The 24553-nt window shown below is 67.3% G+C and carries 23 protein-coding genes; 12 read left to right on the top strand and 11 right to left on the bottom strand.

The features are described from left to right. Positions 1-30 precede the first annotated feature (30 nt). Positions 31-1113 (bottom strand): inositol-3-phosphate synthase, encoded by a 1083-nt coding sequence (locus OG788_RS23385; protein WP_356464981.1) that lies wholly within the window; start codon positions 1111-1113, stop codon positions 31-33. A gap of 43 nt (positions 1114-1156) precedes the next feature. Then, entirely contained in the window at positions 1157-1840 is a 684-nt protein-coding gene (locus OG788_RS23380) for a PadR family transcriptional regulator (protein WP_351536122.1), read from the bottom strand. 374 nt (positions 1841-2214) lie between these two features. On the opposite strand from OG788_RS23380, the gene OG788_RS23375 reads away from it, so the two are divergent. Both OG788_RS23375 and OG788_RS23370 read left to right on the top strand, forming a co-directional pair. After that, complete coding sequence (locus OG788_RS23375; protein WP_406373221.1) at positions 2215-4950, top strand: transglycosylase domain-containing protein; 2736 nt, start codon at positions 2215-2217, stop codon at positions 4948-4950. A 118-nt stretch (positions 4951-5068) separates the two neighbouring features. Then, entirely contained in the window at positions 5069-6577 is a 1509-nt protein-coding gene (locus OG788_RS23370) for a glycosyltransferase 87 family protein (protein ID WP_351536117.1), read from the top strand. 90 nt (positions 6578-6667) lie between these two features. On the opposite strand, the gene OG788_RS23365 is transcribed toward OG788_RS23370, so the two are convergent. The 3 genes from OG788_RS23365 to OG788_RS23355 form a co-directional block, all read right to left on the bottom strand. Next, on the bottom strand, positions 6668-7699 hold the full coding sequence (locus tag OG788_RS23365; RefSeq protein ID WP_266760578.1) for an alanine racemase: 1032 nt from the start codon (positions 7697-7699) through the stop codon (positions 6668-6670). Between the two features lie 128 nt (positions 7700-7827). Beyond that, entirely contained in the window at positions 7828-8949 is a 1122-nt protein-coding gene (gene femX / locus OG788_RS23360) for a peptidoglycan bridge formation glycyltransferase FemX (protein ID WP_351536111.1), read from the bottom strand. 163 nt (positions 8950-9112) lie between these two features. Continuing rightward, entirely contained in the window at positions 9113-9424 is a 312-nt protein-coding gene (locus tag OG788_RS23355) for a hypothetical protein (protein ID WP_266760574.1), read from the bottom strand. 288 nt (positions 9425-9712) lie between these two features. Between OG788_RS23355 and rpsF the strand changes: the two genes are divergently transcribed. The 4 genes from rpsF (at position 9713) to rplI (ending at position 11438) form a co-directional block, all read left to right on the top strand. Next, positions 9713-10003 carry a 30S ribosomal protein S6 gene (gene rpsF / locus OG788_RS23350; RefSeq protein WP_017240415.1) on the top strand — a complete coding sequence of 97 codons (291 nt, stop codon included), beginning with the start codon at positions 9713-9715 and terminating at the stop codon, positions 10001-10003. 76 nt (positions 10004-10079) lie between these two features. Beyond that, the gene (locus OG788_RS23345; protein ID WP_406373219.1) at positions 10080-10679 is read left to right on the top strand and encodes a single-stranded DNA-binding protein; all 600 of its coding nucleotides are present in this window, start codon (positions 10080-10082) and stop codon (positions 10677-10679) included. Between the two features lie 57 nt (positions 10680-10736). Further along, a complete protein-coding gene (gene rpsR, locus OG788_RS23340) occupies positions 10737-10973 on the top strand; it encodes a 30S ribosomal protein S18 (RefSeq protein ID WP_003949403.1) in 237 nt (78 codons plus the stop codon). Between the two features lie 18 nt (positions 10974-10991). Then, positions 10992-11438 (top strand): 50S ribosomal protein L9, encoded by a 447-nt coding sequence (gene rplI, locus OG788_RS23335; protein WP_266760569.1) that lies wholly within the window; start codon positions 10992-10994, stop codon positions 11436-11438. Between the two features lie 149 nt (positions 11439-11587). On the opposite strand, the gene OG788_RS23330 is transcribed toward rplI, so the two are convergent. Further along, positions 11588-12934, bottom strand: coding sequence for an MATE family efflux transporter (locus tag OG788_RS23330; protein ID WP_406373218.1), 1347 nt, complete (start codon positions 12932-12934; stop codon positions 11588-11590). 450 nt (positions 12935-13384) lie between these two features. Between OG788_RS23330 and dnaB the strand changes: the two genes are divergently transcribed. Further along, complete coding sequence (gene dnaB, locus OG788_RS23325) at positions 13385-14860, top strand: replicative DNA helicase (RefSeq protein WP_351536103.1); 1476 nt, start codon at positions 13385-13387, stop codon at positions 14858-14860. A 15-nt stretch (positions 14861-14875) separates the two neighbouring features. On the opposite strand, the gene OG788_RS23320 is transcribed toward dnaB, so the two are convergent. Beyond that, complete coding sequence (locus OG788_RS23320; RefSeq protein WP_406373215.1) at positions 14876-15442, bottom strand: dihydrofolate reductase family protein; 567 nt, start codon at positions 15440-15442, stop codon at positions 14876-14878. A 334-nt stretch (positions 15443-15776) separates the two neighbouring features. Between OG788_RS23320 and OG788_RS23315 the strand changes: the two genes are divergently transcribed. Then, positions 15777-17162 carry a serine hydrolase domain-containing protein gene (locus OG788_RS23315; RefSeq protein WP_406373214.1) on the top strand — a complete coding sequence of 462 codons (1386 nt, stop codon included), beginning with the start codon at positions 15777-15779 and terminating at the stop codon, positions 17160-17162. Positions 17163-17331: 169 nt separating this feature from the next. Here OG788_RS23315 and OG788_RS23310 read toward each other — a convergent pair whose 3' ends face one another. Both OG788_RS23310 and OG788_RS23305 read right to left on the bottom strand, forming a co-directional pair. Then, the gene (locus OG788_RS23310) at positions 17332-17784 is read right to left on the bottom strand and encodes a GNAT family N-acetyltransferase (RefSeq protein WP_406373212.1); all 453 of its coding nucleotides are present in this window, start codon (positions 17782-17784) and stop codon (positions 17332-17334) included. A 9-nt stretch (positions 17785-17793) separates the two neighbouring features. Beyond that, a complete protein-coding gene (locus tag OG788_RS23305; protein WP_406373210.1) occupies positions 17794-18282 on the bottom strand; it encodes a MarR family winged helix-turn-helix transcriptional regulator in 489 nt (162 codons plus the stop codon). Positions 18283-18422: 140 nt separating this feature from the next. On the opposite strand from OG788_RS23305, the gene OG788_RS23300 reads away from it, so the two are divergent. Both OG788_RS23300 and OG788_RS23295 read left to right on the top strand, forming a co-directional pair. Beyond that, the gene (locus OG788_RS23300) at positions 18423-19631 is read left to right on the top strand and encodes an MFS transporter (RefSeq protein ID WP_406373208.1); all 1209 of its coding nucleotides are present in this window, start codon (positions 18423-18425) and stop codon (positions 19629-19631) included. Positions 19632-19728: 97 nt separating this feature from the next. Continuing rightward, on the top strand, positions 19729-20151 hold the full coding sequence (locus OG788_RS23295; RefSeq protein WP_406373207.1) for a heme-binding protein: 423 nt from the start codon (positions 19729-19731) through the stop codon (positions 20149-20151). 103 nt (positions 20152-20254) lie between these two features. Here the strand turns inward: OG788_RS23295 and OG788_RS23290 are convergent, their stop codons facing one another. Further along, positions 20255-21121, bottom strand: a complete 867-nt coding sequence (locus OG788_RS23290; RefSeq protein WP_406373205.1) for a GNAT family N-acetyltransferase — start codon at positions 21119-21121, stop codon at positions 20255-20257. A 169-nt stretch (positions 21122-21290) separates the two neighbouring features. Here OG788_RS23290 and OG788_RS23285 point away from each other — a divergent pair, with 169 nt between their 5' ends. Both OG788_RS23285 and OG788_RS23280 read left to right on the top strand, forming a co-directional pair. Beyond that, a complete protein-coding gene (locus tag OG788_RS23285; RefSeq protein ID WP_406373203.1) occupies positions 21291-21923 on the top strand; it encodes an HAD family hydrolase in 633 nt (210 codons plus the stop codon). A 407-nt stretch (positions 21924-22330) separates the two neighbouring features. Next, positions 22331-23935, top strand: coding sequence for a globin domain-containing protein (locus OG788_RS23280; RefSeq protein WP_406373201.1), 1605 nt, complete (start codon positions 22331-22333; stop codon positions 23933-23935). 22 nt (positions 23936-23957) lie between these two features. Here the strand turns inward: OG788_RS23280 and OG788_RS23275 are convergent, their stop codons facing one another. Then, complete coding sequence (locus OG788_RS23275) at positions 23958-24440, bottom strand: NUDIX domain-containing protein (protein WP_266760553.1); 483 nt, start codon at positions 24438-24440, stop codon at positions 23958-23960. Positions 24441-24553 lie beyond the last annotated feature (113 nt).

Raw genomic sequence — 24553 nt, 5'->3', positions numbered from 1 at the left:
GACCCTCAACAGCAAGCACGAAGCTGTGCTTTAGCGCTCGACCTCGCCCTTGATGAACTTCTCGACGTTGGCGAAGGCCTCGTCGTCGAAGTACTGGACCGGCGGGGACTTCATGAAGTAGCTCGACGCGGAGAGGATCGGGCCGCCGATGCCGCGGTCCTTGGCGATCTTCGCGGCGCGCACGGCGTCGATGATGACACCGGCCGAGTTCGGGGAGTCCCAGACCTCGAGCTTGTACTCCAGGTTGAGCGGAACGTCACCGAAGGCACGGCCCTCGAGGCGGACGTACGCCCACTTGCGGTCGTCCAGCCAGGCCACGTAGTCCGAGGGACCGATGTGGACGTTCTTCTCGCCCAGCTCACGGTCGGGGATCTGCGAGGTGACGGCCTGCGTCTTCGAGATCTTCTTCGACTCGAGGCGGTCGCGCTCCAGCATGTTCTTGAAGTCCATGTTGCCGCCGACGTTGAGCTGCATGGTGCGCTCAAGACGGACACCGCGGTCCTCGAACAGCTTCGCCATCACACGGTGCGTGATGGTCGCGCCGACCTGCGACTTGATGTCGTCGCCGACGATCGGGACGCCCGCCTCGGTGAACTTGTCCGCCCACTCCTTGGTGCCGGCGATGAAGACCGGGAGAGCGTTGACGAAGGCGACCTTGGCGTCGATGGCGCACTGGGCGTAGAACTTCGCCGCGTCCTCGGAACCGACGGGCAGGTAGCAGACGAGGACGTCGACCTGCTTGTCCTTGAGGATCTGGACCACGTCGACCGGCGTCTCGTCGGACTCCTCGATGGTCATGCGGTAGTACTTACCGAGACCGTCCAGGGTGTGACCGCGCTGGACCGTGATGCCCTTGTTCGGGACGTCGCAGATCTTGATGGTGTTGTTCTCGCTGGCACCGATGGCGTCGGAGAGGTCGAGGCCGACCTTCTTCGCGTCGACGTCGAACGCGGCGACGAACTCGACGTCACCGACGTGGTAGTCGCCGAACTGGACGTGCATCAGGCCGGGGACCTTGGTCGCCGGGTCGGCGTCCTTGTAGTACTCGACGCCCTGAACCAGCGAGGCGGCGCAGTTGCCCACGCCGACGATGGCTACGCGAACCGAACCCATTCCGGTTGCTCCCTGTGTGTATCGGTGAAACCCCGGATGGGTCTCACGTTGCGGTTTCGTCGGACGGATCCGGCCGGGTGCTGTCCCGGTGCCGGGGCAGGCCGCCCGTCTCTCCAGATGTGATGTCCTGCTGAGCGGAGCCTTCGGAGGCGGACTGCTTGATGTCCCGTCCGGCCCGCTCGCTCTCGATGAGCTCGTTCAGCCAGCGCACTTCGCGCTCCACGGACTCCATTCCGTGGCGCTGGAGCTCAAGCGTGTAGTCGTCGAGGCGCTCCCGGGTGCGCGCCAGCGAGGCGCGCATCTTCTCGAGGCGCTCCTCCAGACGGCTGCGGCGACCCTCCAGTACGCGCATGCGTACATCGCGTGACGTCTGCCCGAAGAAGGCGAAGCGAGCGGCGAAGTGCTCGTCCTCGTACGCGTCGGGACCCGTCTGCGCGAGAAGTTCCTCGAAGTGATCCTTACCTTCGGCCGTCAACCGATAGACGATTTTGGCGCGACGCCCTGCGAGCGTTGCCGTGAGGGCGTCTTCAGGTGTGGATCCTGCTTCCTCGATCAACCAGCCGTTGGCGACCAGCGTCTTGAGGCAGGGGTAGAGCGTTCCGTAACTGAAGGCACGGAACACACCCAGTGACGTATTGAGTCGTTTGCGCAGCTCATAGCCGTGCATCGGGGACTCGCGGAGCAGGCCGAGTACGGCGAACTCGAGGATCCCGGAACGCCGGCTCATCGTCGCCTCCTCCCTGTCGCTGCCTCGTCGGCACGGTCTTTATGTCGTGCTGATGTATCGACTCGATACATCAGCACGATAGAACGCCCCTGCGGATGCGACAAGAGGGGACAGGGTGAACGGCGTCACATCACCGATTCATACGAAGCAAGTTGCCTGATTTGGGGTGAACTTCGGTGCTAGGCAGGTTTTGACGGTGCGTAGTCTGTGCGGCATGCACACCACCGGGAACCGAGTGACGCCTGAGAACGTCAACGTCTTCGGTGCAGTACGGGTGAATGCGCTAACGACCGCATCCGTACTTCGGGGGGACCGGAAACCAGCCGCCGTTTCCAGGCGCGCAAAGGTGCGCCTGCCCGAGGAGTAATCGTTCGATGAGCGAGCACCGTCGCAAACCGCCGCAGCCGCAGGGCGGCGGACGTGCCGCGGCCCGGCGCGGCCAGCCACAGCCCGGCCCGTCCGCAGGCCGCCGGGAGACACCGCGAGGCGCCACCGGGTCTCCTTCCGATTCCTATGACTCGGGGGGCGCAGAGAGCCCGTTCGGTAGCCGTGCCGAGGCACGGCGGGCCACACAGAGAGGGAGCGGCGGAGGCCGGCGCAGAGCCGCCGACGGCGCGGGACACGGTGGCCCCGGAGGAGGGGGCGGCCGACGTGGTGGCCCCCCGGGCCCGAACGGGCCAGGACGCGGCCGAGGCCGCGCCCCCGAGCCTGCCCGGAAACGCATCATCGACTACCCGCGCGCCGGTAAGTACGGCGCCGCGCGCTGGGTGCCGTCCTGGAAGCTCGTGACGGGCCTGTTCATCGGCTTCTGCGGCAGCCTGGTCGCGGCCGCGAGCGTCGCGTACGCATTGGTGGGCATCCCGGAAGTCGGCAAGACCGCCAAGGCGCAGAACAACGTCTACTACTGGGACAACGACACCCAGATGGTCGCCACGGGTGGTGAGACCAACCGCCAGATCATCAGCTACGCGCAGATCCCCAAGGAGATGCGGTGGGCCGTCATGTCGGCCGAGAACAAGACGTTCGAGACCGACAGCGGAGTCGACCCGATGGGTATCGCCCGCGCCTTCGTCAACATGGCCAAGGGTGGTCAGACGCAGGGTGGCTCCACCATCACCCAGCAGTACGTCAAGAACGCGATGCTCGAAGACCAGTCACAGACGGTCTCGCGCAAGCTCAGGGAGCTGTTCGTCTCCATCAAGGTCGGGGCCAAGATGCCCAAGGACGAAATCATGGCCGGCTACCTGAACTCCGCGTACTACGGGCGCAACGCCTACGGGATCCAGGCCGCGGCGCATGCCTACTTCGACGAGCCCGCCCAGGAACTGGACGCGAGCCAGTGTGCCTTCCTGGCGGCGGTGCTCAAGGGCGCCACGTACTACGACCCGGCAGGGGCTGTGTCGATCGACCCGGCCGCCACGGCTGATGCCAACCGTCAGCGCGCCGAGGATCGCTGGCGGTGGATTCTCAACGAAGAGGTCAAGGACGGCCGCCTGAGCCAGGCGGAACGGAACAAGTTCACCGAGTTCCCCGAGATCAAGAGTCCGCGGTCCAACGCCGCGCTGAGCGGGCAGGTCGGCTATCTAGTCGACCTGGCCAACTCGTACCTGATCAACAACAGCGACAAGACCGGGATCTCGGAGACCAGGCTTCGGCAGGGTGGCCTCGAGATTCACACGACCTTCAACAAGAAGAAGGTCAAGGCGCTCGAGGCCGCGGTGAAGAAGGTCCAGAAGGCCAACATCAAGGAAAAGCTGCGACCGAAGACGGACAAGTACGTCCAGTTCGGCGGAGCCTCCGTGGACCCGGCCAGTGGTCAGATCAAGGCCATCTACGGCGGTGTGGACGCGACCAAGCACTTCACCAACAACGCCGACCAGACCGGCGCCCAGGTGGGTTCGACGTTCAAGCCCTTCGTGCTGGCGGCCGCCATGTCCTGGGGTGCCAAGAATCCTGATGGGGACCCGGAGCAGGCGCAGGACGAACGCACCATCGTCTCGCCGAAGAGCCTGTACAGCGGCAAGAACAAGCTCAAGATCAAGGACTACGACCACACCGACTGGACGGACGACAAGGGCAGGGAGTGGCTGCAGCAGAACGACGGCCAGCGGTCGTACAACCCGCCCAGCTACAAGATCGACCTGCGTGAGGCGATGCGCGAGTCCGTCAACTCCGCCTATGTCCAGCTGGGCATGGATGTCGGCCTGGACAAGGTCAAGACAGCCGTCCTGGACGCGGGCATCAAGGAGTCGAGCCTCGCCAGTTCGAGGTTCCCGTCGTTCTCTCTCGGTACCTCATCTCCGAGCGCGATCCGGATGGCTGGTGCGTACGCCACCTTCGCGGCCAGCGGTAAGCAGCGCGACCCGTACTCGGTCGAGAAGGTGACCGACAAGAACGGCATGCTCTTCCAGCACGACAAGATCGCGAAGACCAACGACGCCTTCACCGAGGCGGTCGCCGACAACGTCACCGACGTCCTGAAGACGGTGGTGGAGAAGGGCACGGGCACCAACGCGCAGCTGAAGGGTCGCGAGGTGGCCGGCAAGACCGGTACGACCGACGGCAACAAGTCCGCTTGGTTCGTCGGATACACCCCGCAGCTGGCCACGTCGATCGGCATGTACCGCCTGGACGACGACGAGACCAAGAAGAACCGCAAGTTCCTGCAGATGTACGGCACGGGTGGCGAGCAGACCATCCATGGTGCCTCGTTCCCGTCGCAGATCTGGCGGGATTACATGGAGGTGGCGCTCAAGGGCGAGCCGGCGGAGGCCTTCCCGAAGCCCGAGGACATCGGTGAGATCCTCAACGACACCCCGAGCCCGACGCCCACGCCCTCGGCCACCGAGAGCGCGTCCGAGAGCCCGACGCCGACTCCCACCCCCAGCGAGACCCTGACGTCCCCCTCGCCCTCGCCGAGTGACACCTGCAGGAAGTTCGACTTCAACTGCCAGAACACCGGTGGGACCGACACCGGCGGTACTGATACCGGTGGCACCACCGACGGAGGGGTGAGCGCCTCACCGTCGGAATCCACCTCTACCGGGACCAGTAGAGGCAACGGCAATGGCAGCAATAGCGGAGGCCTCTTCGGAGGCTCGAGCGGCTAGACGCCTCCGTGTGTGTTTCACGTGAAACACACCGTTTCACGTGAAACGAGGGCCGCCACACCGACCAGGTGGGGCGGCCCTCGGCCTATTCCTAGACGCGTACGGCAGGATGTGCGGCATGCCCAGTGCAGAGACGACGCGAGCGAGCGTGCACGAGCCGGAGCTGGTGCGGCCGACCAAGGATGACGAGGTCGCCGCCAGCGGCAGTGAGCTGATCGGCGGCCCCATCGGGCGGCGGGCCCTGCTCGGGACGTCCTGGTGGACGCCCGTGCGGGTCGTCGCGCTGTTGGCGATCGGCATGTTCGCCCTCGGTATGGTCCAGAAGCTGCCTTGCTACGACGGCGGCTGGTTCTTCGGCGCCAGCTCGCAGTACACGCACGCCTGCTACTCGGACATCCCGCACCTCTACCAGGGGCGGGGATTCGCCGACGGCCTTGTGCCGTACTTCGACAAGATCCCCGGCGACATGGAGTACCTCGAGTACCCGGTGCTGACCGGTGTGTTCATGGAGGTCGCGGCCTGGCTCACTCCGGGCAGCGGGAGCATCCAGGACCAGGAGCAGATCTACTGGATGGTCAATGCGGGGATGCTGATGGCGTGCGCGGCGGTCATCGCCGTATGCACCGCGCGTACCCACCGTCGCCGCCCCTGGGACGGCCTTCTCGTCGCTCTCGCGCCCGCCTTCGCGCTCACGGCCACCATCAACTGGGATCTCCTAGCCGTGGCCCTGCTGGCCGCCGCGATGCTCATGTGGTCGCGGGGGCGTGCTCTGGCGTTCGGTGTCCTGATCGGGCTCGCGACGGCCGCCAAGTTCTACCCGTTCCTGGTGCTCGGGCCGCTCTTCCTGCTCTGCTGGCGGGCCGGCAAGTGGCGTGAGTTCGGAACGGCGCTGCTCGGTGCCGTCGGTGCCTGGCTGGTCGTGAACCTTCCGGTCATGTACTTCGCGCCCGAGGGGTGGTCGAAGTTCTACAGCTTCAGCCATGACCGTGGCGTCGACTTCGGGTCGGTCTTCCTGTTCATCTCGCAATGGCTGAAGATCACGATCACCCCCGACGCCGCCAACGCGTGGGCGCTGATCATGATGCTGATCATCTGTGCGGGTCTGAGCGCCGTCACGCTCACCGCCCCACGTCGCCCCCGCTTCGCTCAGCTCGCCTTCCTGATCGTGGCGGCCTTCATCCTCACGAACAAGGTCTACTCGCCGCAGTACGTGCTGTGGCTCGTCCCGCTCGCCGCGCTGGCCCGGCCGCGCTGGCGGGACTTCCTGATCTGGCAGGCGTGCGAGGTCGCGTACTTCCTGGGTATCTGGATGTACCTCGCGTACACGACCAGTGGGGACGCCCATAAGGGCCTGCCGACCGACGGATACCAAGTCGCCATCGCCGTCCATCTGTTGGGGACGCTGTACCTGTGCGCGGTGGTGGTACGGGACATCTTCATGCCGGAGCGCGACGTGGTGCGCCGAGCAGGGGACGACGACCCGTCCGGCGGGCTGCTGGACGGCGCCGAGGACGTCTTCGTGCTCGGGGCGGCCGCTCATCCGCCGCGGCACGCCGCCCACTTCGACGGGCTTCCGCAGGTCGACTGGGGCGGCCGCGACGCGACGCCCGAGGACCGTTCGCTCTGAGCGAACAGGGTGGGAAAGACGTACGCAAAAGGCCGTACACGGTGTCCGCGTACGGCCTTTCGGCTGGAGCGTAGGGACTGAACCCGGGGCTCAGCGCTCGACGACGCGGTCGAACTGCGTGGTGGTGTGCCGCAGGTGGGCCACGAGTTCGTCGCCGACCTTCGGCTCCGAGGCGTCGGACGGCACGAAGAGGATCGAGACCTGCATGTGCGGGGGCTCGGCGAACCAGCGCTGCTTGCCCGCCCAGACAAACGGAGAAAGGTTCCGGTTGACCGTCGCGAGGCCGGCGCGTGCGACGCCCTTGGCGCGCGGCATGACGCCGTGCAGCGCCTTGGGGGCCTCCAGGCCCACCCCGTGCGATGTACCGCCCGCCACGACCACGAGCCAGCCGTCTCCGGCCGCCTTCTGCTGCCGGTAGCCGAAGCGGTCGCCCTTGGAGACGCGGGTGACGTCCAGGACGGCCCCGCGGTACTCGGTGGCCTCGTGGTCCCCCAGCCACAGCCGCGTGCCGATACGGGCGCGGAAGTGGGTCTGCGGGAACTGCTGCTGAAGTCGCGCGAGTTCCTCGGCCTTGAGGTGGCTGACGAACATCGTGTGCAGGGGCAGGCGGGCCGCACGGAGACGGTCCATCCAGCCGATGACCTCCTCGACGGCGTCCGAGCCGTCGGTGCGGTCCAGCGGCAGGTGGATCGCGAAGCCCTCGAGCCGGACGTTCTCGATGGCGGAGTGCAGATGCGGCAGCTCCTCCTCGCTCACGCCGTGCCGCTTCATCGAGGACATCACCTCGATGACGACACGGGCGCCCACAAGGCCGTACACGCCGTCGATGGACGACACGGAGCGGATGACACGGTCGGGCAGCGGTACGGGCTCCTCGCCCCGCCTGAACGGCGTCAGGACCAGCAGATCGCCGCCGAACCAGTCCTTGATCCGGGCGGCCTCGTACGTGGTGCCGACCGCGAGGATGTCCGAGCCCAGGCGGGTGGCCTCGTCCGCGAGCCGTTCGTGGCCGAAGCCGTAGCCGTTGCCCTTGCAGACGGGGACCAGCCCCGGAAACTGCTCGGACACCTGCTTGTGGTGTGCCCGCCAGCGCGCGGTGTCGACGTAGAGCGTGAGCGCCATGGCCGGTCCCGGAACCTTTCTCGTGGCTGCGGTGTATCAGAGGTATGAAAAGGAATTGTCGCCGATTTGCCGGACCGATGGGGCGATGCAGGGCTGAAACAGCGGCTCGGCATGCGGTTCGGTACGGCTCAGCGGCGCGACATGTAGATGTCGAGCGCCTTGTGGAGCAGCTTGTTGAGCGGGAAGTCCCACTCACCGAGGTACTCGGCGGCCTCTCCGCCCGTGCCCACCTTGAACTGGATCAGGCCGAAGAGGTGATCGGTCTCGTCCAGCGAGTCGGAGATGCCACGCAGGTCGTAGACCGTGGCTCCCAGGGCGTACGAGTCGCGCAGCATGCGCCACTGCATCGCGTTCGAGGGCCGGTGCTCGCGCCCGATGTTGTCCGAGGCGCCGTAGGAATACCAGACGTGTCCGCCGACGACGAGCATCGTCGCGGCCGACAGGTTCACCCCGTTGTGACGCGCGAAGTAGAGCCGCATGCGGTTGGGGTCCTCGGTGTTGAGGGCCGTCCACATGCGCTGGAAGTACGACAGAGGGCGGGGCCGGAAGTGGTCGCGCACAGCGGTGATCTCGTACAGCCGCTGCCACTCCTCCAGGTCCTGGTATCCGCCCTGGACGACCTCGACGCCCGCCTTCTCGGCCTTCTTGATGTTGCGGCGCCACAGCTGGTTGAAGTTCCTGTGGACCTCTTCCAGGGAGCGGTTGGCGAGCGGCACCTGGAAGACATAGCGGGGCTGGACGTCGCCGAAGCCGGCACCACCGTCCTCGCCCTGCTGCCAGCCCATGCGGCGCAGCTTGTCGGCGACCTCGAAGGCGCGCGGCTCGATGAAGTCGGCCTCGATGTCGCGCAGGCGCTTCACATCCGGGTTCTGGATGCCGCCCTTGATGGAGGTGGCTTCCCAGCGCCGGATGATCACCGGCGGGCCCATCTTCACCGAGAAGGCGCCCTGCTGCTTGAGATGCGCGAGCATCGGCTGCAGCCAGTCGTCGAGGTTCGGCGCGAACCAGTTGATGACCGGACCCTCGGGCAGGTAGGCGAGATAGCGCTTGATCTTGGGCAGCTGGCGGTACAGCACCAGGCCGGCGCCGACCATCTCGCCGGTCCTGTCGTCGAACCATCCGAGGTTCTCCGAGCGCCACTCGGCCTTCACGTCTGCCCAGGCGGGGACCTGCATGTGACTAGCCGCGGGCAGGCTCTGGATGTATGCCAGATGCTGCTCTCGGCTGATGGTCCTCAGGGTCAGGCTCATTCGGGGCGCTCCTCGGGCTGGTGTGTCCCCATGGGTACAGGGGCTCCGGCTCTCGCGCCGAAGCCTACTGCGCCCTGCGAGCGCCCCGTCTGGCCGTATGGAACCTGAACCCCGGGGACGGCGTGTGAAGCGTTCCGAGGTCAGGGGAAAACGGACGTTCGACTCAGATCACACCGCCGAATAGGCCGCCGTGAGCCAGGCCGAGGTAGAAACCGACGCCCGAGAGGCCGAGTCCGACGATCAGTCCGAAGCGCTCCCGGGTCGTCTCGGAGATGAACTGTCCGTAGGCGCCGGCCAGGATCCCGACAAGACCGGCCCAGGAGCTGAGCAGGTGGAGGCTGTCGAACATCGACGTGACGAAGGCCAGGACTCCGCACACCAGGGTCACCACGAGCAGGGTGTCCTGGAGCGGATGAGGCTTGCCGTCCGTGGCGAAGAGTGAGCCGGTGGTGTTGGGTCGCAATACCTGTGCCATAGGGCACCTCCTGCGGAAGGCGGCGCATCGTAGCGCCATACACACCCGATGTGTACAGATTGACGGCCAACCCGGTCGGATTTCAACCGGAAGCCGGTGTGCAGGTAGTCTGTACCCTCTGCACCGGTGTCTGCCCAGGCTCATGGCCAGGTCACGACAGGGATTGCCGCTCGGTTCACCGATCGGCGGGCCCGATTGTCAGTGGCGGCCGATACCGTTGCGTACGCATCACAACCCTCCTGCCACGGAACGACCGTGGCCGTTGAGTCCAAAGGAGGTGGGTTCCACATGCGTCACTACGAAGTGATGGTCATCCTCGACCCCGATCTGGAAGAGCGCGCTGTCGCCCCCCTGATCGAGAACTTCCTCTCCGTTGTCCGTGAGGCCAACGGCAAGGTCGAAAAGGTCGACACCTGGGGCCGTCGTCGTCTCTCGTACGAGATCAAGAAGAAGCCCGAGGGCATCTACTCGGTCATCGACCTGCAGGCCGAGCCTGCGGTCGTCAAGGAGCTCGACCGCCAGATGAACCTGAACGAGTCGGTCCTCCGGACCAAGGTCCTCCGTCCCGAGACCCACTGAGCTTCCAGCTCAGCTGATCTCGGGCATCGAGTAGCAGCACCAGCAGCCAGCAGCAAACCCGCCGAGAGGTTCCCCCATGGCAGGCGAGACCGTCATCACGGTCGTCGGCAATCTTGTCGACGACCCCGAGCTGCGCTTCACCCCTTCCGGTGCGGCGGTCGCGAAGTTCCGTGTCGCGTCCACTCCCCGCACCTTCGACCGTCAGACGAATGAGTGGAAGGACGGCGAGAGCCTGTTCCTGACCTGCTCGGTCTGGCGTCAGGCGGCGGAGAACGTCGCCGAGTCGCTCCAGCGAGGCATGCGCGTCATCGTGCAGGGCCGGTTGAAGCAGCGGTCCTACGAGGACCGTGAGGGCGTCAAGCGCACGGTCTACGAGCTGGATGTAGAGGAAGTCGGCGCCAGCCTGAAGAACGCCACGGCCAAGGTCACCAAGACCACAGGCCGAGGCGGTCAGGGCGGTTACGGCGGCGGCGGTGGCGGCGGCCAGCAGGGCGGCGGCTGGGGCGGTGGCTCCGGCGGTGCTCCGCAGGGCGGCGGCGCTCCTGCCGACGATCCCTGGGCAACCGGCACTCCCGCCGGTGGCAACCAGGGTGGCGGCGGCGGTGGCGGCTGGGGCGGAAGCTCCGGCGGCTCCGGCGGTTCCGGCGGCGGCTACTCGGACGAGCCCCCCTTCTAGGCCTCAGGGCCGAGGGTGGGCCGTACTCCCACTTCTTGATCACACAGGAGATACACCATGGCGAAGCCGCCTGTGCGCAAGCCGAAGAAGAAGGTCTGCGCGTTCTGCAAGGACAAGGTCACGTACGTGGACTACAAGGACACGAACATGCTGCGGAAGTTCATTTCCGACCGCGGCAAGATCCGTGCCCGCCGCGTGACCGGCAACTGCACGCAGCACCAGCGTGACGTCGCCACGGCTGTGAAGAACAGCCGTGAGATGGCGCTGCTGCCCTACACGTCCACCGCGCGATAAGGGAAGGGTGACCGACAGATGAAGATCATCCTCACCCACGAGGTCTCCGGCCTCGGTGCCGCGGGCGACGTCGTTGACGTCAAGGACGGTTACGCTCGCAACTACCTGATCCCGCGGAACTTTGCGATCCGCTGGACCAAGGGTGGCGAGAAGGACGTCGAGCAGATCCGTCGTGCTCGCAAGATCCACGAGATCGCGACCATCGAGCAGGCCAACGAGATCAAGGCCCGCCTCGAGGGCGTCAAGGTCCGTCTGGCCGTTCGCTCCGGCGACGCCGGTCGGCTCTTCGGTTCCGTCACCCAGGCCGACGTCGCTTCGGCGATCAAGGCTTCCGGTGGCCCCGAGGTCGACAAGCGCCGCATCGAGCTGGGCTCGCCCATCAAGACCCTGGGCGCCCACGAGACGTCCGTGCGTCTGCACCCCGAGGTTGCCGCCAAGGTCAACATCGAGGTTGTCGCTGCCTGAGTGCAGCGCTCGGCATAGCTGAGAGAAGGGCCGCACCCCTCGGGGTGCGGCCCTTCTGCGTTGCACGAGTGCGCCCTCGCGCTCCATGGATGACCGGGCTCGTCGTTTCACGTGAAACCCTCGTTTCACGTGAAACGGTCGGTGTCACGTCAGCGCGTAGCGCCCGTGACGATCCAGCGGCCCGAGCGAGACCGCAGCCACAGTGTCAGCATCCGCATCGTCATCATCAGCGTCATCGCTCCCCAGAGCGCGGTCAGCCCGCCACCGAGGAGGGGAACGAGCAGAGCGACGGGGGTGAAGACAGCCAGCGTGATCAGCATGGCCCAGGCCAGGTAGGGCCCGTCTCCCGCACCCATCAGGACGCCGTCCAGGACGAAGACGATCCCGCAGATCGGCTGGGAGACGGCCACCATCACCAGAGCGGGCAGCGCCGCGTCCTGCACGCCCGAGTCGCTGCTGAACAGCGGAAGGAGCAGAGGGCGAGTCGCCAGGACCAGCAGACCGAGCACCACTCCTGTGACGACACCCCACTGCATCATGCGGCGGCATGCCTCGCGGGCGCCTTGGGCGTCGTCGGCACCGAGATAGCGCCCGATGATGGCCTGACCCGCGATGGCGATGGCGTCGAGAGCGAAGGCGAGCAGGCTCCACAGCGACAGGATGATCTGGTGTGCCGCCATGTCTGCGTCCCCGAGCCGGGCGGCGACAGCCGTGGCGATCAGAAGGATCGCCCGGAGCGACAGCGTACGGACGAGCAGGGGAGCTCCGGTCTGGGCACTGGCTCGTATCCCGCCGGCATCCGGTCGCAGGGAGGCGCCGTGCTTCCGGGCTCCGCGGATGACGACGTTCAGGTAGACGGCTGCCATGCCGCACTGAGCGATGACGGTGCCCCAGGCAGAGCCGGCGATGCCGAGATCGGCGCCGTAGACAAGGACGACGTTGAGAACCGCATTGGCGACGAAGCCCCCGACGGCGACGTACAGCGGGGTCTTCGTGTCCTGAAGTCCGCGCAGTACTCCGGTGGCGGCCAGCACGACGAGCATGGCGGGAATGCCGAATGCCGAGATCCGTAGATAGGTCGTCGCGTACGGAGCCGCGGTGTCCGATGCCCCGAACAACTCCATGAGGGATGGTGCGGTGGGCAGGGCGACGGCGATGACGACCGCGCCGATGAGCAGGGCGAGCCAGATGCCGTCCATGCCCTGGCGGATCGCGGCTCGCAGATCGCCGGCGCCGACTCGGCGGGCGACTGCGGCCGTAGTGGCGTAGGCGAGGAAGACGAAGACTCCCACGGCCGTCATGAGGAGGGCCGAGGCGATGCCGAGTCCGGCCAACTGAGCCGTACCGAGGTGGCCGACGATGGCGCTGTCGGCCATCACGAAAAGAGGCTCGGCGACGAGTGCGCCGAAGGCCGGAACGGCCAGCGCGACGATCTCTCGGTCGTGCCGGCGTCGGGCGGCCCTGGGTGCTGCGGGAGCCTGTGTCATGAGCACCAATCTAATCTTCCACAGGTAAGAGATGCAATGTGCGAAAGACCCTTACTCTCCGTTGGGTGGGGCGTGTCGCGGTGCACCGTTTGCAGCGATCTTGATCCGAGTGGGGAAGTTTTTCTTCTGCACAACCGGTGGACGGGAAAGGACCAGGTCAGAACAGGTTCGCCGGAAGAGGTGAGGGCTTGTTCACAGGGCTGTCCACCGGGTCGTGCACAGGTTTTGTGGAGTTCTCCACAGCATCGGGGCCGTCGTCCACATGGCCTGTGGATAACCAGATTGGCTGACGGTGCCTGCGGGCCTAACGTGGTGCGGCGCCCGTTCTCTCCTCCGTCCTCGGAAACCACGCAAAACCGACGCGTGAGAACCGGAGTTGGGCAGCTCAGTTGTCAGTGCCGTGCCGTAGAAATTAAGGGCACTGCTAGGTCCGCTCCGCGGACGGGAGGAGGTGGCTCGGTGAGTATTTCCGAGCCCTTGGACGACCCCTGGGCGGACAGTGGTCCCAGTGATCGTCTGCCCTCGTCCCGCCGCCGTGGGAGTGGCGGCCGCAGCCGTGACGAGCAGCACGACCGTGACCGGGACAACGGCTCCTGGGAAAGCGGCGGCTCGTCGTTCGAACGGGTACCGCCGCAGGACCTCGACGCCGAGCAGTCCGTCCTCGGCGGCATGCTCCTGTCGAAGGACGCCATCGCCGACGTCGTCGAGGTGCTCAAGGGCCACGACTTCTACCGGCCGGCGCACGAGACCATCTACGGGGCGATCCTCGACCTGTACGCGAAGGGCGAGCCGGCCGACCCCATCACGGTCGCGGCCGAGCTCACCAAGCGGGGCGAGATCACCAAGGTCGGTGGCGCTCCCTATCTGCACACGCTGGTGCAGACAGTCCCGACCGCGGCGAACGCCGAGTACTACGCGGAGATCGTGCACGAGCGCGCGGTCCTGCGCCGCCTGGTCGAGGCGGGCACACGCATCACGCAGATGGGATACGCGGCCGACGGCGATGTCGATGAGATCGTCAACAGCGCCCAGGCGGAGATCTACGCGGTCACCGAGCAGCGCACCACCGAGGACTATCTACCGCTCGGCGACATCATGGAGGGCGCGCTCGACGAGATCGAGGCGATCGGATCGCGTTCGGGAGAGATGACCGGCGTACCGACCGGCTTCACCGACCTGGACTCGCTCACCAACGGCCTGCACCCCGGCCAGATGATCATCATCGCGGCTCGTCCCGCCATGGGTAAGTCGACGCTGGCCCTGGACTTCGCCCGAGCCTGTTCGATCAAGCACAACATGCCCAGCGTGATCTTCTCGCTCGAAATGGGCCGCAACGAGATCGCGATGCGCCTGCTGTCGGCCGAGGCGCGCGTGGCCCTGCACCACATGCGGTCCGGCACGATGACCGACGAGGACTGGACCCGGCTCGCCCGTCGTATGCCGGACGTCTCGGCCGCGCCCCTCTACATCGACGACTCCCCGAACCTGTCGATGATGGAGATCCGTGCCAAGTGCCGCCGCCTCAAGCAGCGCAGTGACCTGAAGCTCGTGATCATCGACTACCTCCAGCTGATGCAGTCGGGCGGCAAACGCTCCGAGAGCCGCCAGCAGGAGGTCTCCGACATGTCGCGAAACCTGAAGCTGCTGGCCAAGGAGCTGGAACTGCCGGTGATCGCGCTGTCGCAGCTCAACCGTGGCCCCGAACAGCGCACGGACAAGAAGCCCATGGTCTCCGACCTGCGTGAGTCCGGCTCGATCGAGCAGGACGCGGACATGGTCATCCTGCTGCACCGCGAGGACGCCTACGAGAAGGAGTCCCCGCGTGCCGGCGAGGCCGACATCATCGTCGGCAAGCACCGTAACGGCCCGACGGCCACGATCACGGTGGCCTTCCAGGGGCACTACTCACGCTTCGTGGACATGGCACAGACCTGATCCGGGCCCTGCTGCTCAGCGCCTCGTCTCGTACCTGGTCAGGACCACGCCGCCGGGAAACGTCCGCGTCTCCACCAGGTTCAGGTTCACCCAGTTGTCCAGCGCGGTGAAGAACGGCGTGCCGCCGCCTACCAGGACCGGATGGGCGGCGATCGCGTACTCGTCGATCAGCCCGGCGCGCATGGCCGCCCCGGCGAGCGTTGCGCCGCCGATGTTCATTGGGCCGCCGTCCTCGGCCTTGAGCCGGGTGATCTCGGCGATCGCGTCGCCCGTGACGAGGCGGGTGTTCCAGTCGACCTTGTCGATCGTCGAGGAGAAGACCACCTTCGGCGTGTCCCGCCAGTTCCGCGCGAACTCGATCTCCGCCGGGGTGGCGTCGGGCTGCTGGTCGCCGGTCGGCCAGTGGGAGCTCATCGCCTCCCACAGCTTGCGCCCATACAGCGACAGACTGCTCGCCTTCTCGTGGTCGAGCCACCACTGGAACAGCTCGTCACTCGGCGGTCCGCCCCAGCCGATGTCGTCGCCGGGCGCGGCGATGTAGCCGTCCAGGGTCAGGTTCATGCCGTAGATCAGCTTCCGCATGGCCCAGCCTTCCGTCCGTGGGTGTCCGGCGTATAGACCAGCGCGGCGCGGGAAACTCATCGGTGCGCGATCTGGGCTCGCCGGTAGTCCTCGTGCTCGAGGCTCAGCGTGGTGTACTCGGCCGACTCGGGCAAGCCGCCTTATCTCGACCTCGCCCTCGCGAGGAAATGCCACGGATTTGAGACTGATCATGGGTGACAACGCCGTGAGACAGCCAAGAACGCCAAGGTTACGCAAGATCGACATGTCACGAGCGGCGAGACCTTACAGCCCTGCGGGGCCGCTTCGGGTTAATCCGCTCGACGTTCGGTGGCGGGGCGGGTGGACTGGTGTCATGACGACACCCCACGAAGATCTCCTTCCCGGCACACGCCGAGCCCTGCTGCACCGTATTGCCGTCGCGCAGAGCGAGGGACGGGCGCCGTCGCTCGTCGCGACGGTGGTCCGGGGCGGGAAGGCGGTGTGGAACGGGGCGCGGACCTCGGTGGACGGTCACGGGCCGGACGAGAACGTGCAGTACCGGATCGGCTCCATCACCAAGACCTTCACCGCCGTTCTCGTACTGCGGCTGCGCGACGAGGGCGTCCTGGACCTCGGTGACCCGCTGGAGAAGCATGTCCCCGGCACCGGCGCGGGGGAGGTCACCATCTCCCAACTGCTCGCGCACACCGGAGGATTGGCGGCCGAGTCGCCCGCGCCGTGGTGGGAGCGCACACCAGGCTCGCTGCGCCCCGAACTGTCCGACGTACTCGGCGAGCAGCCGTTCCGGCATCCGGTCGGTCGGCGGCACCACTACTCGAACCCCGGCTACACGCTGCTCGGAGCGCTGGTCGAGGAGCTACGTGGAGCCCCATGGGAAGAAGTGCTGCGACGTGAGGTTCTGGAACCGCTCGGCCTGCACCGTACGAGCGGTCACGCGCAGGCGCCGCACGCGGGGGGATGGGCGGTCCACCCTTGGGCGGACGCGATGATGCCCGAGCCCGCGGAGGACCTCGGGCGGATGGCTCCGGCCGGACAGCTGTGGTCCACCACAGGGGACTTGGCCCGCTTCGCCGTCTTCCTCACCCAGGGCGACGACCGAGTGCTGAGCGCGGAGTCCGTGAGGGAGATGCGTGCGCCCGCCGCGCCGCCCGAGACAGCGGAGCTGGCCGCGGGGTCTTCCTACGGGCTCGCCCTGCAGATCGCGCACCGTGACGGCCGAACCCTCGTAGGGCACGGGGGCTCCCTGCCGGGCTTCGTCGCCGGACTGGTGATCAGCGTGGAGGACGACGTGGCGGCGGTGGTGCTGTCCAACTGCACCTCAGGTCCGCCCGTGTTCACCGTCGCCGCCGATCTGGTGCGGATCGTCGCGGAGGCGGAGCCGCGGATTCCCGAACCCTGGCGCCCGATGACCGAAGTCGACCATGGCGTCTTGGAGTTGGCGGGTCAGTGGTACTGGGGAACTCAGGCCTTCGGGCTGCGGCTGCCGGCCGATGGGGGGCTCGTGCTGGGCCCGCTCTCGGGTGTCGGCCGGGGTGCGCGCTTCAGGGCGAACGGGGACGGGACATGGACGGGGCTCGACGGCTACTACGCGGGCGAGCTTCTGCGGCCCGTACGACGGCCTGACGGCTCGGTGAGCCATCTGGACCTCGGGTCGTTCGTGTTTACGCGCCAGCCGTACGACGAGGAGGCTTCTGTGCCCGGTGGAGTGGACCCTGAAGGCTGGCGAGGCATCCAGTAGGCGACACCGGAGCCGGAGGCGTCCTGTTTCACGTGAAACAGGACGCCTCCGCTGTGCGGAGAAGCGGCATCGAGACGACCACCCCCCTGAGCGCCGCTGCGGTGCGTCGTGGGCGGCAGCGAGGACGGGGCGGCAGGAAGGCCGAGCGACGGGTGGTCAGTGGCCTGTGTCAGAGCGGGAGCTTGAAGCCGACGTGTGAGGCTTCGAAGCCGAGCCGCTCGTAGAAGCGATGGGCGTCGGTGCGGGAGGCGTCGGAGGTCAGCTGGACCAAGTGGCAGTCCTGGCGGCGGGATTCCTCGATAGCCCACTCGATGAGCTCCGTCCCGAGACCGCTGCCACGTTCGTCGGCGTGGATGCGTACGCCTTCGATGATGGAGCGCGTCGCCCCCTTGCGGGACAGTCCGGGAATCACGGTGAGCTGCAGGGTGCCGACAACGCGGTTCTCGCGCACGGCGACGACCAGGTGCTGGTTCGGGTCCCCGCTCAGACGCTCCAGGGCGACCTCATACGGGGTCAGATCGTCGGGCGATTCCCTTTGGGCACCCAGCGGGTCGTCGGCGAGCATCGCGACAATGGCGGGCACGTCGTCGGCGACCGCCGCTCGTATCTCAAGATCTGCCATGAGCGCACCCTACGAGGGCACGCCCACCGAGGGCGCGGGCTGTACGGGCACGCTCGCGGACTCCACGACCCGGACCAGGGGAGCCAGCTCAGGGTTCCCGGCCGCCTCGTCGAGCGCCTCGCGCAGGGCGGCGTCATTGGTGGGCCGCGCCTCGGCGAGGAGGTCCAGGCCGGCCTCGCTGACGTTCGTGTAGATGCCGCGGCGGTCGGTCGGGCAGAGATAGCGGGCGAGCAGCCCTCGGTCCTCAAGGCGGGTGACCAGCCGGGTGGTGGCGCTCTGGCTGAGGACGACCGCGTCCGCGACCTGCTTCATCTGGAGATGGCCGCCGTCGCCGTCGTGCTGCCGGCTGAGGACGTCGAGCAGGGAGTACTCGCGCACGCTGAGCCCGTGCTTGGCCTGTAGGGCCCGCTCGATGTGGGCCTCGATCCTCCCGTGCAGCAGGGAGAGTGCGCACCATCCCTGAGCGAGGGCGGTGAGCGCGGGGTCCGTGGCTGTCATGGCGTTTCCTCCGTCCCGGAGCGACTGAACCCAGGATAGAGCACAGGCGCAATAGTCCGCTGTTGCATGTAGCCCGCGTCTGCAACTATTGTGAACGCAGGCAAAGCGCTCATGCAATCTTCTGGAAGGTGTACTCCACCATGCCTCTCGCGCTTCTGGCCCTCGCGATCGGGGCCTTCGGAATCGGAACGACAGAGTTCGTGATCATGGGCGTCCTGCCCGAGGTCGCCGGAGACTTCGGTGTCTCCATCCCCACTGCCGGACTACTCGTGACCGGATACGCCCTTGGTGTGGTGATCGGTGCGCCGATCATGACCGCGCTCGGCACGAAGGTCTCCCGCAAGCGGATGCTCATGGTGCTGATGGGTCTGTTCGTCCTCGGCAATCTGATCTCCGCCGTGGCTCCGGCCTTCTGGCTGATGTTCGTGGGCAGGGTGGTCGCCTCCCTCGCCCACGGTGCCTTCTTCGGCATCGGGTCGGTGGCCGCCGCCGAGCTGGTCGCGCCCGAGAAGAAGGCCGGCGCCATCGCGATGATGTTCAGCGGGCTCACGATCGCCAATGTCGTCGGCGTCCCGCTGGGCACGCTGATCGGACAGTCCGCGGGCTGGCGTGTCACCTTCGCGGGGGTCGCCGCGCTCGGCGTCATCGGCCTGCTGGGCATCGCCAAGCTGGTGCCGGAGATGCCGAAGCCCGAGGGCGTGCACCTGCGCCACGAACTCGCCGCCTTCAAGAACGTCCAGGTCCTGCTCGCGATGGCGATGACGGTGCTCGGATTCGGCGGTGTCTTCGCGGCCATCACGTACATCGCGCCGATGATGACGCACGTCGCGGGCTTCGCCGACGGATCGGTCACCTGGCTGCTGGTCCTCTTCGGCCTCGGCATGGTCGGCGGAAACCTGGTCGGCGGCAGGTTCGCCGACCGCGCGCTGATGCCGATGCTGTACGTGTCTCTGGGCGGCCTCGCCGTCGTGCTCGCCCTCTTCACCGTCACCGCGCACAACAAGCTCCTGGCGGCCGTCACGATCGCCCTGATCGGCGCTCTGGGATTCGCGACCGTGCCTCCTCTGCAGAAGCGCGTTCTCGACCAGGCGCACGGCGCGCCCACCCTGGCCTCGGCCGTGAACATCGGCGCCTTCAACCTCGGCAACGCCCTCTCTGCCTGGCTCGGCGGCATCGTCATCGCGGCGGGCCTCGGCTACACCGCACCCAACTGGGTCGGTGCGGTTCTCGCCGCGAGCGCGCTCGTTCTGGCCGTCCTCTCGGCCGCTCTGGAGCGCCGCACGGCCCTTCCCGGCTCCGTGGTCGCCAGTGGTACCCCGGCCGAGCGGCGGACCGCCGTCCACCACTGACCGGAATCGGGCCCGGTGCGGGGCCAGGGCCGTCCCCGCACCGTCCCGACCGGCACGTCCCCACTCGAAACAGCACCCCCACAAGGAGAAACCCCTGATGAGCACATCCACCGCCGTTGCCCCCCTGACCATCGAGGACGCCGAGGTCCTCGTCACCACGGCCCGTCGTGCCGCCGAAGCCGCCGGCGTTCGGATCAGTGCCACCGTTCTCGACGCGGGCGGCCACCTTCTCGCGTTCCGGCGCGACGACCAGGCCGTGCTGATCTCGGGAGAGACCAGCACGCGCAAGGCCTACACGGCACTCCAGTTGAACGCGGCAACCGCCGATCTTGTCGACGCGGTGCAGCCCGGTGGTCTCTTCCACACCCTGCCCACCGCGCTCGACCGCCCCCTGCTGTTCATCGCGGGCGGCGTGCCGGTCCACCGTGACGGCCGTCTGATCGGCGCGATCGGGATCGGTGGCGGTATGCCCGACCAGGACCACGGCTTCGCCGTCACCGCCGTCGCATCGCTCGTCTGACGCTCGGCAGCGCTGCACCCGCCCGGCGTACGACAGTCCAGAAGTGCCGGTCTCCCACGGTGTCCCTGGGGACCGGCATTTCGTCTGTCGGCGTGGCGGAGGTCTAGCCGGCGGCGACCGTCAGCGGCGCGAAGCGGCGAGTCCAGTCGCCGGGCAGTTCCGGGATCCCGTACGTCATGACGGAGTTGAAGGCGACGGAGGCAAGCCCGCGCTCTGTCAGCCAGGCCAGCAGCTCTTCGTGCCGCACGTCGATGTCGGTGCGCAGCGGTCGGTCGGTGTGGGCGGCGAGCGAGGAGACGAGGGCCTTCGCCGTCTCCGCGTCCCGGGCGATCAGCGGGCCGACGACCTGGTCGGTCATGTTGGGCCATGCGGCCGCGTAGCCGATGATCCGGCCGCTCTCCTCGGCGACGCGCAGCTGGTCGGAGAAGGCGGGCAACCGCGTGATCATGCGGGTGCGATCCGTGCCGAAGACCTCTTCGTCCAGCCGGAGGATGGTGGGGAGATCCTCCGCCGTGGCCGGGCGGGTGAAGACCTCGGGCTCAGGGCCGCCAGGAGTGAACTTCCCACGGAACATCTCGGCCCGGCCGGTGACCTTGAATCCCAACTCCTCGTAGAGCGGGCGCCCGTACACGGTCGCGTGCAGGGTCAGAGGGGTGCTGCCCATCTCTTCGACGACGTGTCGCATCAGTCGACGGCCGACACCCTGGCGGGAATGCCGCTCGGCGACGAGAACCATGCCGATCGCTCCCAGTTCGGGGCAGTCGCGCGGTCCGTATTCGGTCACCACGCACGCGGTGACGAGACCGCCGGCGGGGTCGTCGATGCCGTATCCGGTCCCTGCGGTGAGCAGCAGACCCCACTTGTGTTCCTCACGGGGCCAGCCCCGGTCTTCGGACAAGTCCGCGCAGGCGGCGAGGTCGCGAGGCGTCAGACGACGAACGGGCAGAGCGGTGAGGGAAGGTGTCGACACGCACGTCAGGCTGTCTGACATGAGCCGCTGCCGTCCACCGGTTTCCAGGCAGTCCGCTCCTCTTTGGGCGATGCTCGGCGCCGCCCCACAGTGAGCGGACGCGACGGACAGCTGTTTCACGTGAAACCCCGGCCCCTGACCGTCGACTGCCCCAGTAGCCTCGGCGTACATGGCGAGACTTCATCTCTTCGACCTCGACGGGACGTTGCTCCATGGCAGCACCGCACCGTTGGAGATCTCCCGGCAGCTCGGGCTGGAAGCCGAGACCATGGCGCTGGAGAAGGCCATTTCCGCGGGGCTCATAGGTCCTCCCGAGTACGCGACGCGCGTGCATGCCCTGTGGACGGAACTCACTGAGGCGCATGTGGCGGCGGCTTTCGACGGAGCGCCATGGATGTCCGGTATCGAAGACGTCTGGGGGCAGATCCGGGAAAACGGCGACTACTGCGCCGTCGTCTCGTTGTCGCCCTCGTTCTTTGTGGAGCGTCTGATGTCATGGGGAGCGCACGCGGCTCATGGCTCGCGCTTTCCCGCCGTGCCGTTCGCGGAGCCGGTGGATCCGGCGGGCGTACTCAACGCCGCGGCAAAGGTGCAGATCGCGGACCGGCTCTGTGAAGAGTTCGAGGTGCGGCGGAGCGACTGTGTCGCCTATGGCGACTCCCTCTCGGACAAGGACCTTTTCCGCGCTGTGCCGGTGTCCGTCGCGGTCAATGCGGACCACCATCTGAGCGTCCTGGCCACGTACTCCTACGTGGGACGGAACCTGTGCGATGCCTATCAATTGGTGTGTGCGGCACGGTAATTCGCGCTATCGGTGGCCCGGTGCCGCCTTCATTCCCCCTGAGGGAAGAAGGCACTTGTGCCGAGAGCCACGGCCGGTATGGTCGACTCCGGTTCGCGTCCGCCGAGGTGTGCACACGTCCCGCCGACGCGGGCGACCGGCAACGCAGGCCAAAGCAGCCTAACGGGACGGAGAGATCGAAGACCCGCATTTTCCGTTATGAGGCCGGGCGTTGACCCGGGGTGGGATGCTCGACGAGAGCGCTGCGGCCAATGTCACATTCTCGCCTTACTTGTCCGTACGGGGCGGGAATCCGGCTTCAATGCGGCCGCACTGGGCCGACGGGACTGAACCGGGAAAGAGAGCAAGCCGTCTGCGGGGGAAAGCAGGCATCTTCCGACCGCGGAGGTGCGCAGACCGACCGAAAGATGTTCGAGGCGAGGCAGACCATGGACGCTCCGACCACCACGTCGGCCGACAACGGCACTTCAGGCGGAAACGGCGGGGGCGGCTGGTTCACACCGCACAAGGACCCGCCGACTCCCAGCGGTGACCAGGGATCATCGGACGGCCGTCGGCTGGCCGCGTTGCGCCCGGTGGGCCGGTCCGCAGGAACGCAGGGGGAACCCGGACACACCGCTCCTGAGCAAGCGGCTCCCGGGCAGGGAACTTCCCAGCAGGAACGAATATCCCGCGTCGCCGAAGCGCCCAAGGCCTCTCGTCATGTCGAGCCGGAGCCGGCCCACGAAGCCGTGCGGCCGCAGTCGGGTCCCCGGCAGGCGGAGTTCGGCTCTCCGCTGCCCTCACAGGCCTCCGCGACCGAGCAGGGCCCCCGGCAGTCCCACCGCGGCTCCCCGGGGTCTGAGGCCCGCCCTGAGCCGCTTGTGACGGCCCGGCCGCCGGCCCCCGCTCCCAAGGCGTCTCCCGACGCCGTACTGATCCGGCGAACCATGGCCGAGGTCGGTGACATCGCCGACAAGGTCACCTCCTACTTCTACGCGCTGCTCTTCGTGCGCCACCCCGAGCTGCGCTCGATGTTTCCCGCCGCGATGGACACCCAGCGGGACCGGCTGCTCAAGGCGCTGCTGACCGCCGCCGAGCACATCGACAACACCGAGGTCCTCGTCGCGTATCTGCAGAACCTCGGCCGGGGACACCGCAAGTACGGCACCCGGCCGGAGCACTACCCGGCCGTCGGTGAGTGCCTCATCGGCTCGCTCAGCCGGTACGCCTCCGCGATCTGGGACGCCGAGATGGAGGCGGCCTGGGTGCGCACGTACACGACCATCTCCCAGGTCATGATCGACGCTGCTGCCGCCGACGAGCTGCGTGCTCCGGCCTGGTGGTACGCCGAAGTGGTCTCCCACGACCTGAGGACGCCGGACGTCGCTGTCGTCACGGTCCGGCCCGACCAGCCGTACCCGTTCCTGGCCGGCCAGTACACAAGCCTGGAAACACCGTGGTGGCCACGCATCTGGCGGCACTACTCCTTTGCCTCGGCGCCTCGCTCGGACGGGCTGCTGACGTTCCATGTCAAGGCGGTTCCGGCGGGCTGGGTCTCCAACGCGCTGGTGCACCGCGCCCGGCCCGGCGATGTCATCCGGCTCGGACCGCCGTCCGGCTCCATGACCGTCGACCACACCACCGACAGCGGACTGCTCTGTCTGGGCGGCGGCACCGGCATCGCGCCCATCAAGGCCCTGGTCGAGGACGTCGCCGAACACGGGGAGCGCCGACCCGTCGAGGTCTTCTACGGGGCTCGCACCGATCACGACCTCTACGACATCGACACCATGCTGCGGCTCCAGCAGAGCCACCCCTGGCTCGCGGTACGCCCCGTCGTCGACCAGCAGGCCCATCTCCAGCTGCCGGACGTCGTACGCGAGTACGGGCCGTGGAACGAGTTCGACGCGTATCTCTCGGGGCCGCCCGGCATGATCCGCAGCGGTGTCGACACCCTCAGGGACATAGGCATCCCGTCGGACCGTATCCGCCACGACTCGGTGGAAGAACTCGTCGCGGCCGGCGACTGACCCGCGGCGGTTTCCCTCGGGGTCAGCCCAGGTCAGGTGCGTGCATGGCCCGTACGCCTTCGATGTTGCCATCGAGATAGTGCCTCAGCGAGAGCGGTACGAGGTGGACGGAGGCGATCCCGACCCGGGTGAACGGGACGCGGACGATCTCGTACTCACCGCACGGCTCGTCCATCTCGGGGCCGTGCCGCAGGGCAGGGTCCATGGACTCCAGCCGGCAGACGAAGAAGTGCTGGACCTTCACGCCGGTCGCGCCGCCGTCGTCGCCGATGTGCTCGACGGTGTCGACGAAGCAGGGCACCACATCGACGACCTTGGCTCCGAGCTCCTCGTGCACCTCGCGATGGAGTGCTTCGACGACAGTCGTGTCCTCCGGTTCGACCCCGCCACCCGGTGTGAGCCAGTAGGGATCGACGCCGGGCTTCGTGCGCTTGATCAAGATCAGGTCGTCACCATCGAGCAGAACGGCGCGGGCGGTGCGCTTGACCACGGGTCGGACGGTCATGGGAGAAATGTGGCCCGGCTGGTTCCACGTGAAACATCACCCGGCCGGGATTCCGTGTGAATCGTCCTGGAGCCCGCCCTCGGACTCGGAGAAGACGGGGAGGCCATCGCCCG

Origin of the sequence: Streptomyces sp. NBC_00647 (assembly GCF_045207245.1) — a bacterium.
Taxonomy (GTDB): domain Bacteria; phylum Actinomycetota; class Actinomycetes; order Streptomycetales; family Streptomycetaceae; genus Streptomyces.
Note: the sequence above shows the minus strand (reverse complement) of the source record. Positions and strands in the feature narration are given on the sequence as shown.

Coding starts and splice junctions, on each gene's coding strand:
- OG788_RS23385 (WP_356464981.1), bottom strand. CDS start 1,113: ATGGGTTCGGTTCGCGTAGCCATCGTCGGCGTGGGCAACTGCGCCGCC.
- OG788_RS23380 (WP_351536122.1), bottom strand. CDS start 1,840: ATGAGCCGGCGTTCCGGGATCCTCGAGTTCGCCGTACTCGGCCTGCTC.
- OG788_RS23375 (WP_406373221.1), top strand. CDS start 2,215: ATGAGCGAGCACCGTCGCAAACCGCCGCAGCCGCAGGGCGGCGGACGT.
- OG788_RS23370 (WP_351536117.1), top strand. CDS start 5,069: ATGCCCAGTGCAGAGACGACGCGAGCGAGCGTGCACGAGCCGGAGCTG.
- OG788_RS23365 (WP_266760578.1), bottom strand. CDS start 7,699: ATGGCGCTCACGCTCTACGTCGACACCGCGCGCTGGCGGGCACACCAC.
- femX (WP_351536111.1), bottom strand. CDS start 8,949: ATGAGCCTGACCCTGAGGACCATCAGCCGAGAGCAGCATCTGGCATAC.
- OG788_RS23355 (WP_266760574.1), bottom strand. CDS start 9,424: ATGGCACAGGTATTGCGACCCAACACCACCGGCTCACTCTTCGCCACG.
- rpsF (WP_017240415.1), top strand. CDS start 9,713: ATGCGTCACTACGAAGTGATGGTCATCCTCGACCCCGATCTGGAAGAG.
- OG788_RS23345 (WP_406373219.1), top strand. CDS start 10,080: ATGGCAGGCGAGACCGTCATCACGGTCGTCGGCAATCTTGTCGACGAC.
- rpsR (WP_003949403.1), top strand. CDS start 10,737: ATGGCGAAGCCGCCTGTGCGCAAGCCGAAGAAGAAGGTCTGCGCGTTC.
- rplI (WP_266760569.1), top strand. CDS start 10,992: ATGAAGATCATCCTCACCCACGAGGTCTCCGGCCTCGGTGCCGCGGGC.
- OG788_RS23320 (WP_406373215.1), bottom strand. CDS start 15,442: ATGCGGAAGCTGATCTACGGCATGAACCTGACCCTGGACGGCTACATC.
- OG788_RS23315 (WP_406373214.1), top strand. CDS start 15,777: ATGACGACACCCCACGAAGATCTCCTTCCCGGCACACGCCGAGCCCTG.
- OG788_RS23310 (WP_406373212.1), bottom strand. CDS start 17,784: ATGGCAGATCTTGAGATACGAGCGGCGGTCGCCGACGACGTGCCCGCC.
- OG788_RS23305 (WP_406373210.1), bottom strand. CDS start 18,282: ATGACAGCCACGGACCCCGCGCTCACCGCCCTCGCTCAGGGATGGTGC.
- OG788_RS23300 (WP_406373208.1), top strand. CDS start 18,423: ATGCCTCTCGCGCTTCTGGCCCTCGCGATCGGGGCCTTCGGAATCGGA.
- OG788_RS23295 (WP_406373207.1), top strand. CDS start 19,729: ATGAGCACATCCACCGCCGTTGCCCCCCTGACCATCGAGGACGCCGAG.
- OG788_RS23285 (WP_406373203.1), top strand. CDS start 21,291: ATGGCGAGACTTCATCTCTTCGACCTCGACGGGACGTTGCTCCATGGC.
- OG788_RS23280 (WP_406373201.1), top strand. CDS start 22,331: ATGTTCGAGGCGAGGCAGACCATGGACGCTCCGACCACCACGTCGGCC.
- OG788_RS23275 (WP_266760553.1), bottom strand. CDS start 24,440: ATGACCGTCCGACCCGTGGTCAAGCGCACCGCCCGCGCCGTTCTGCTC.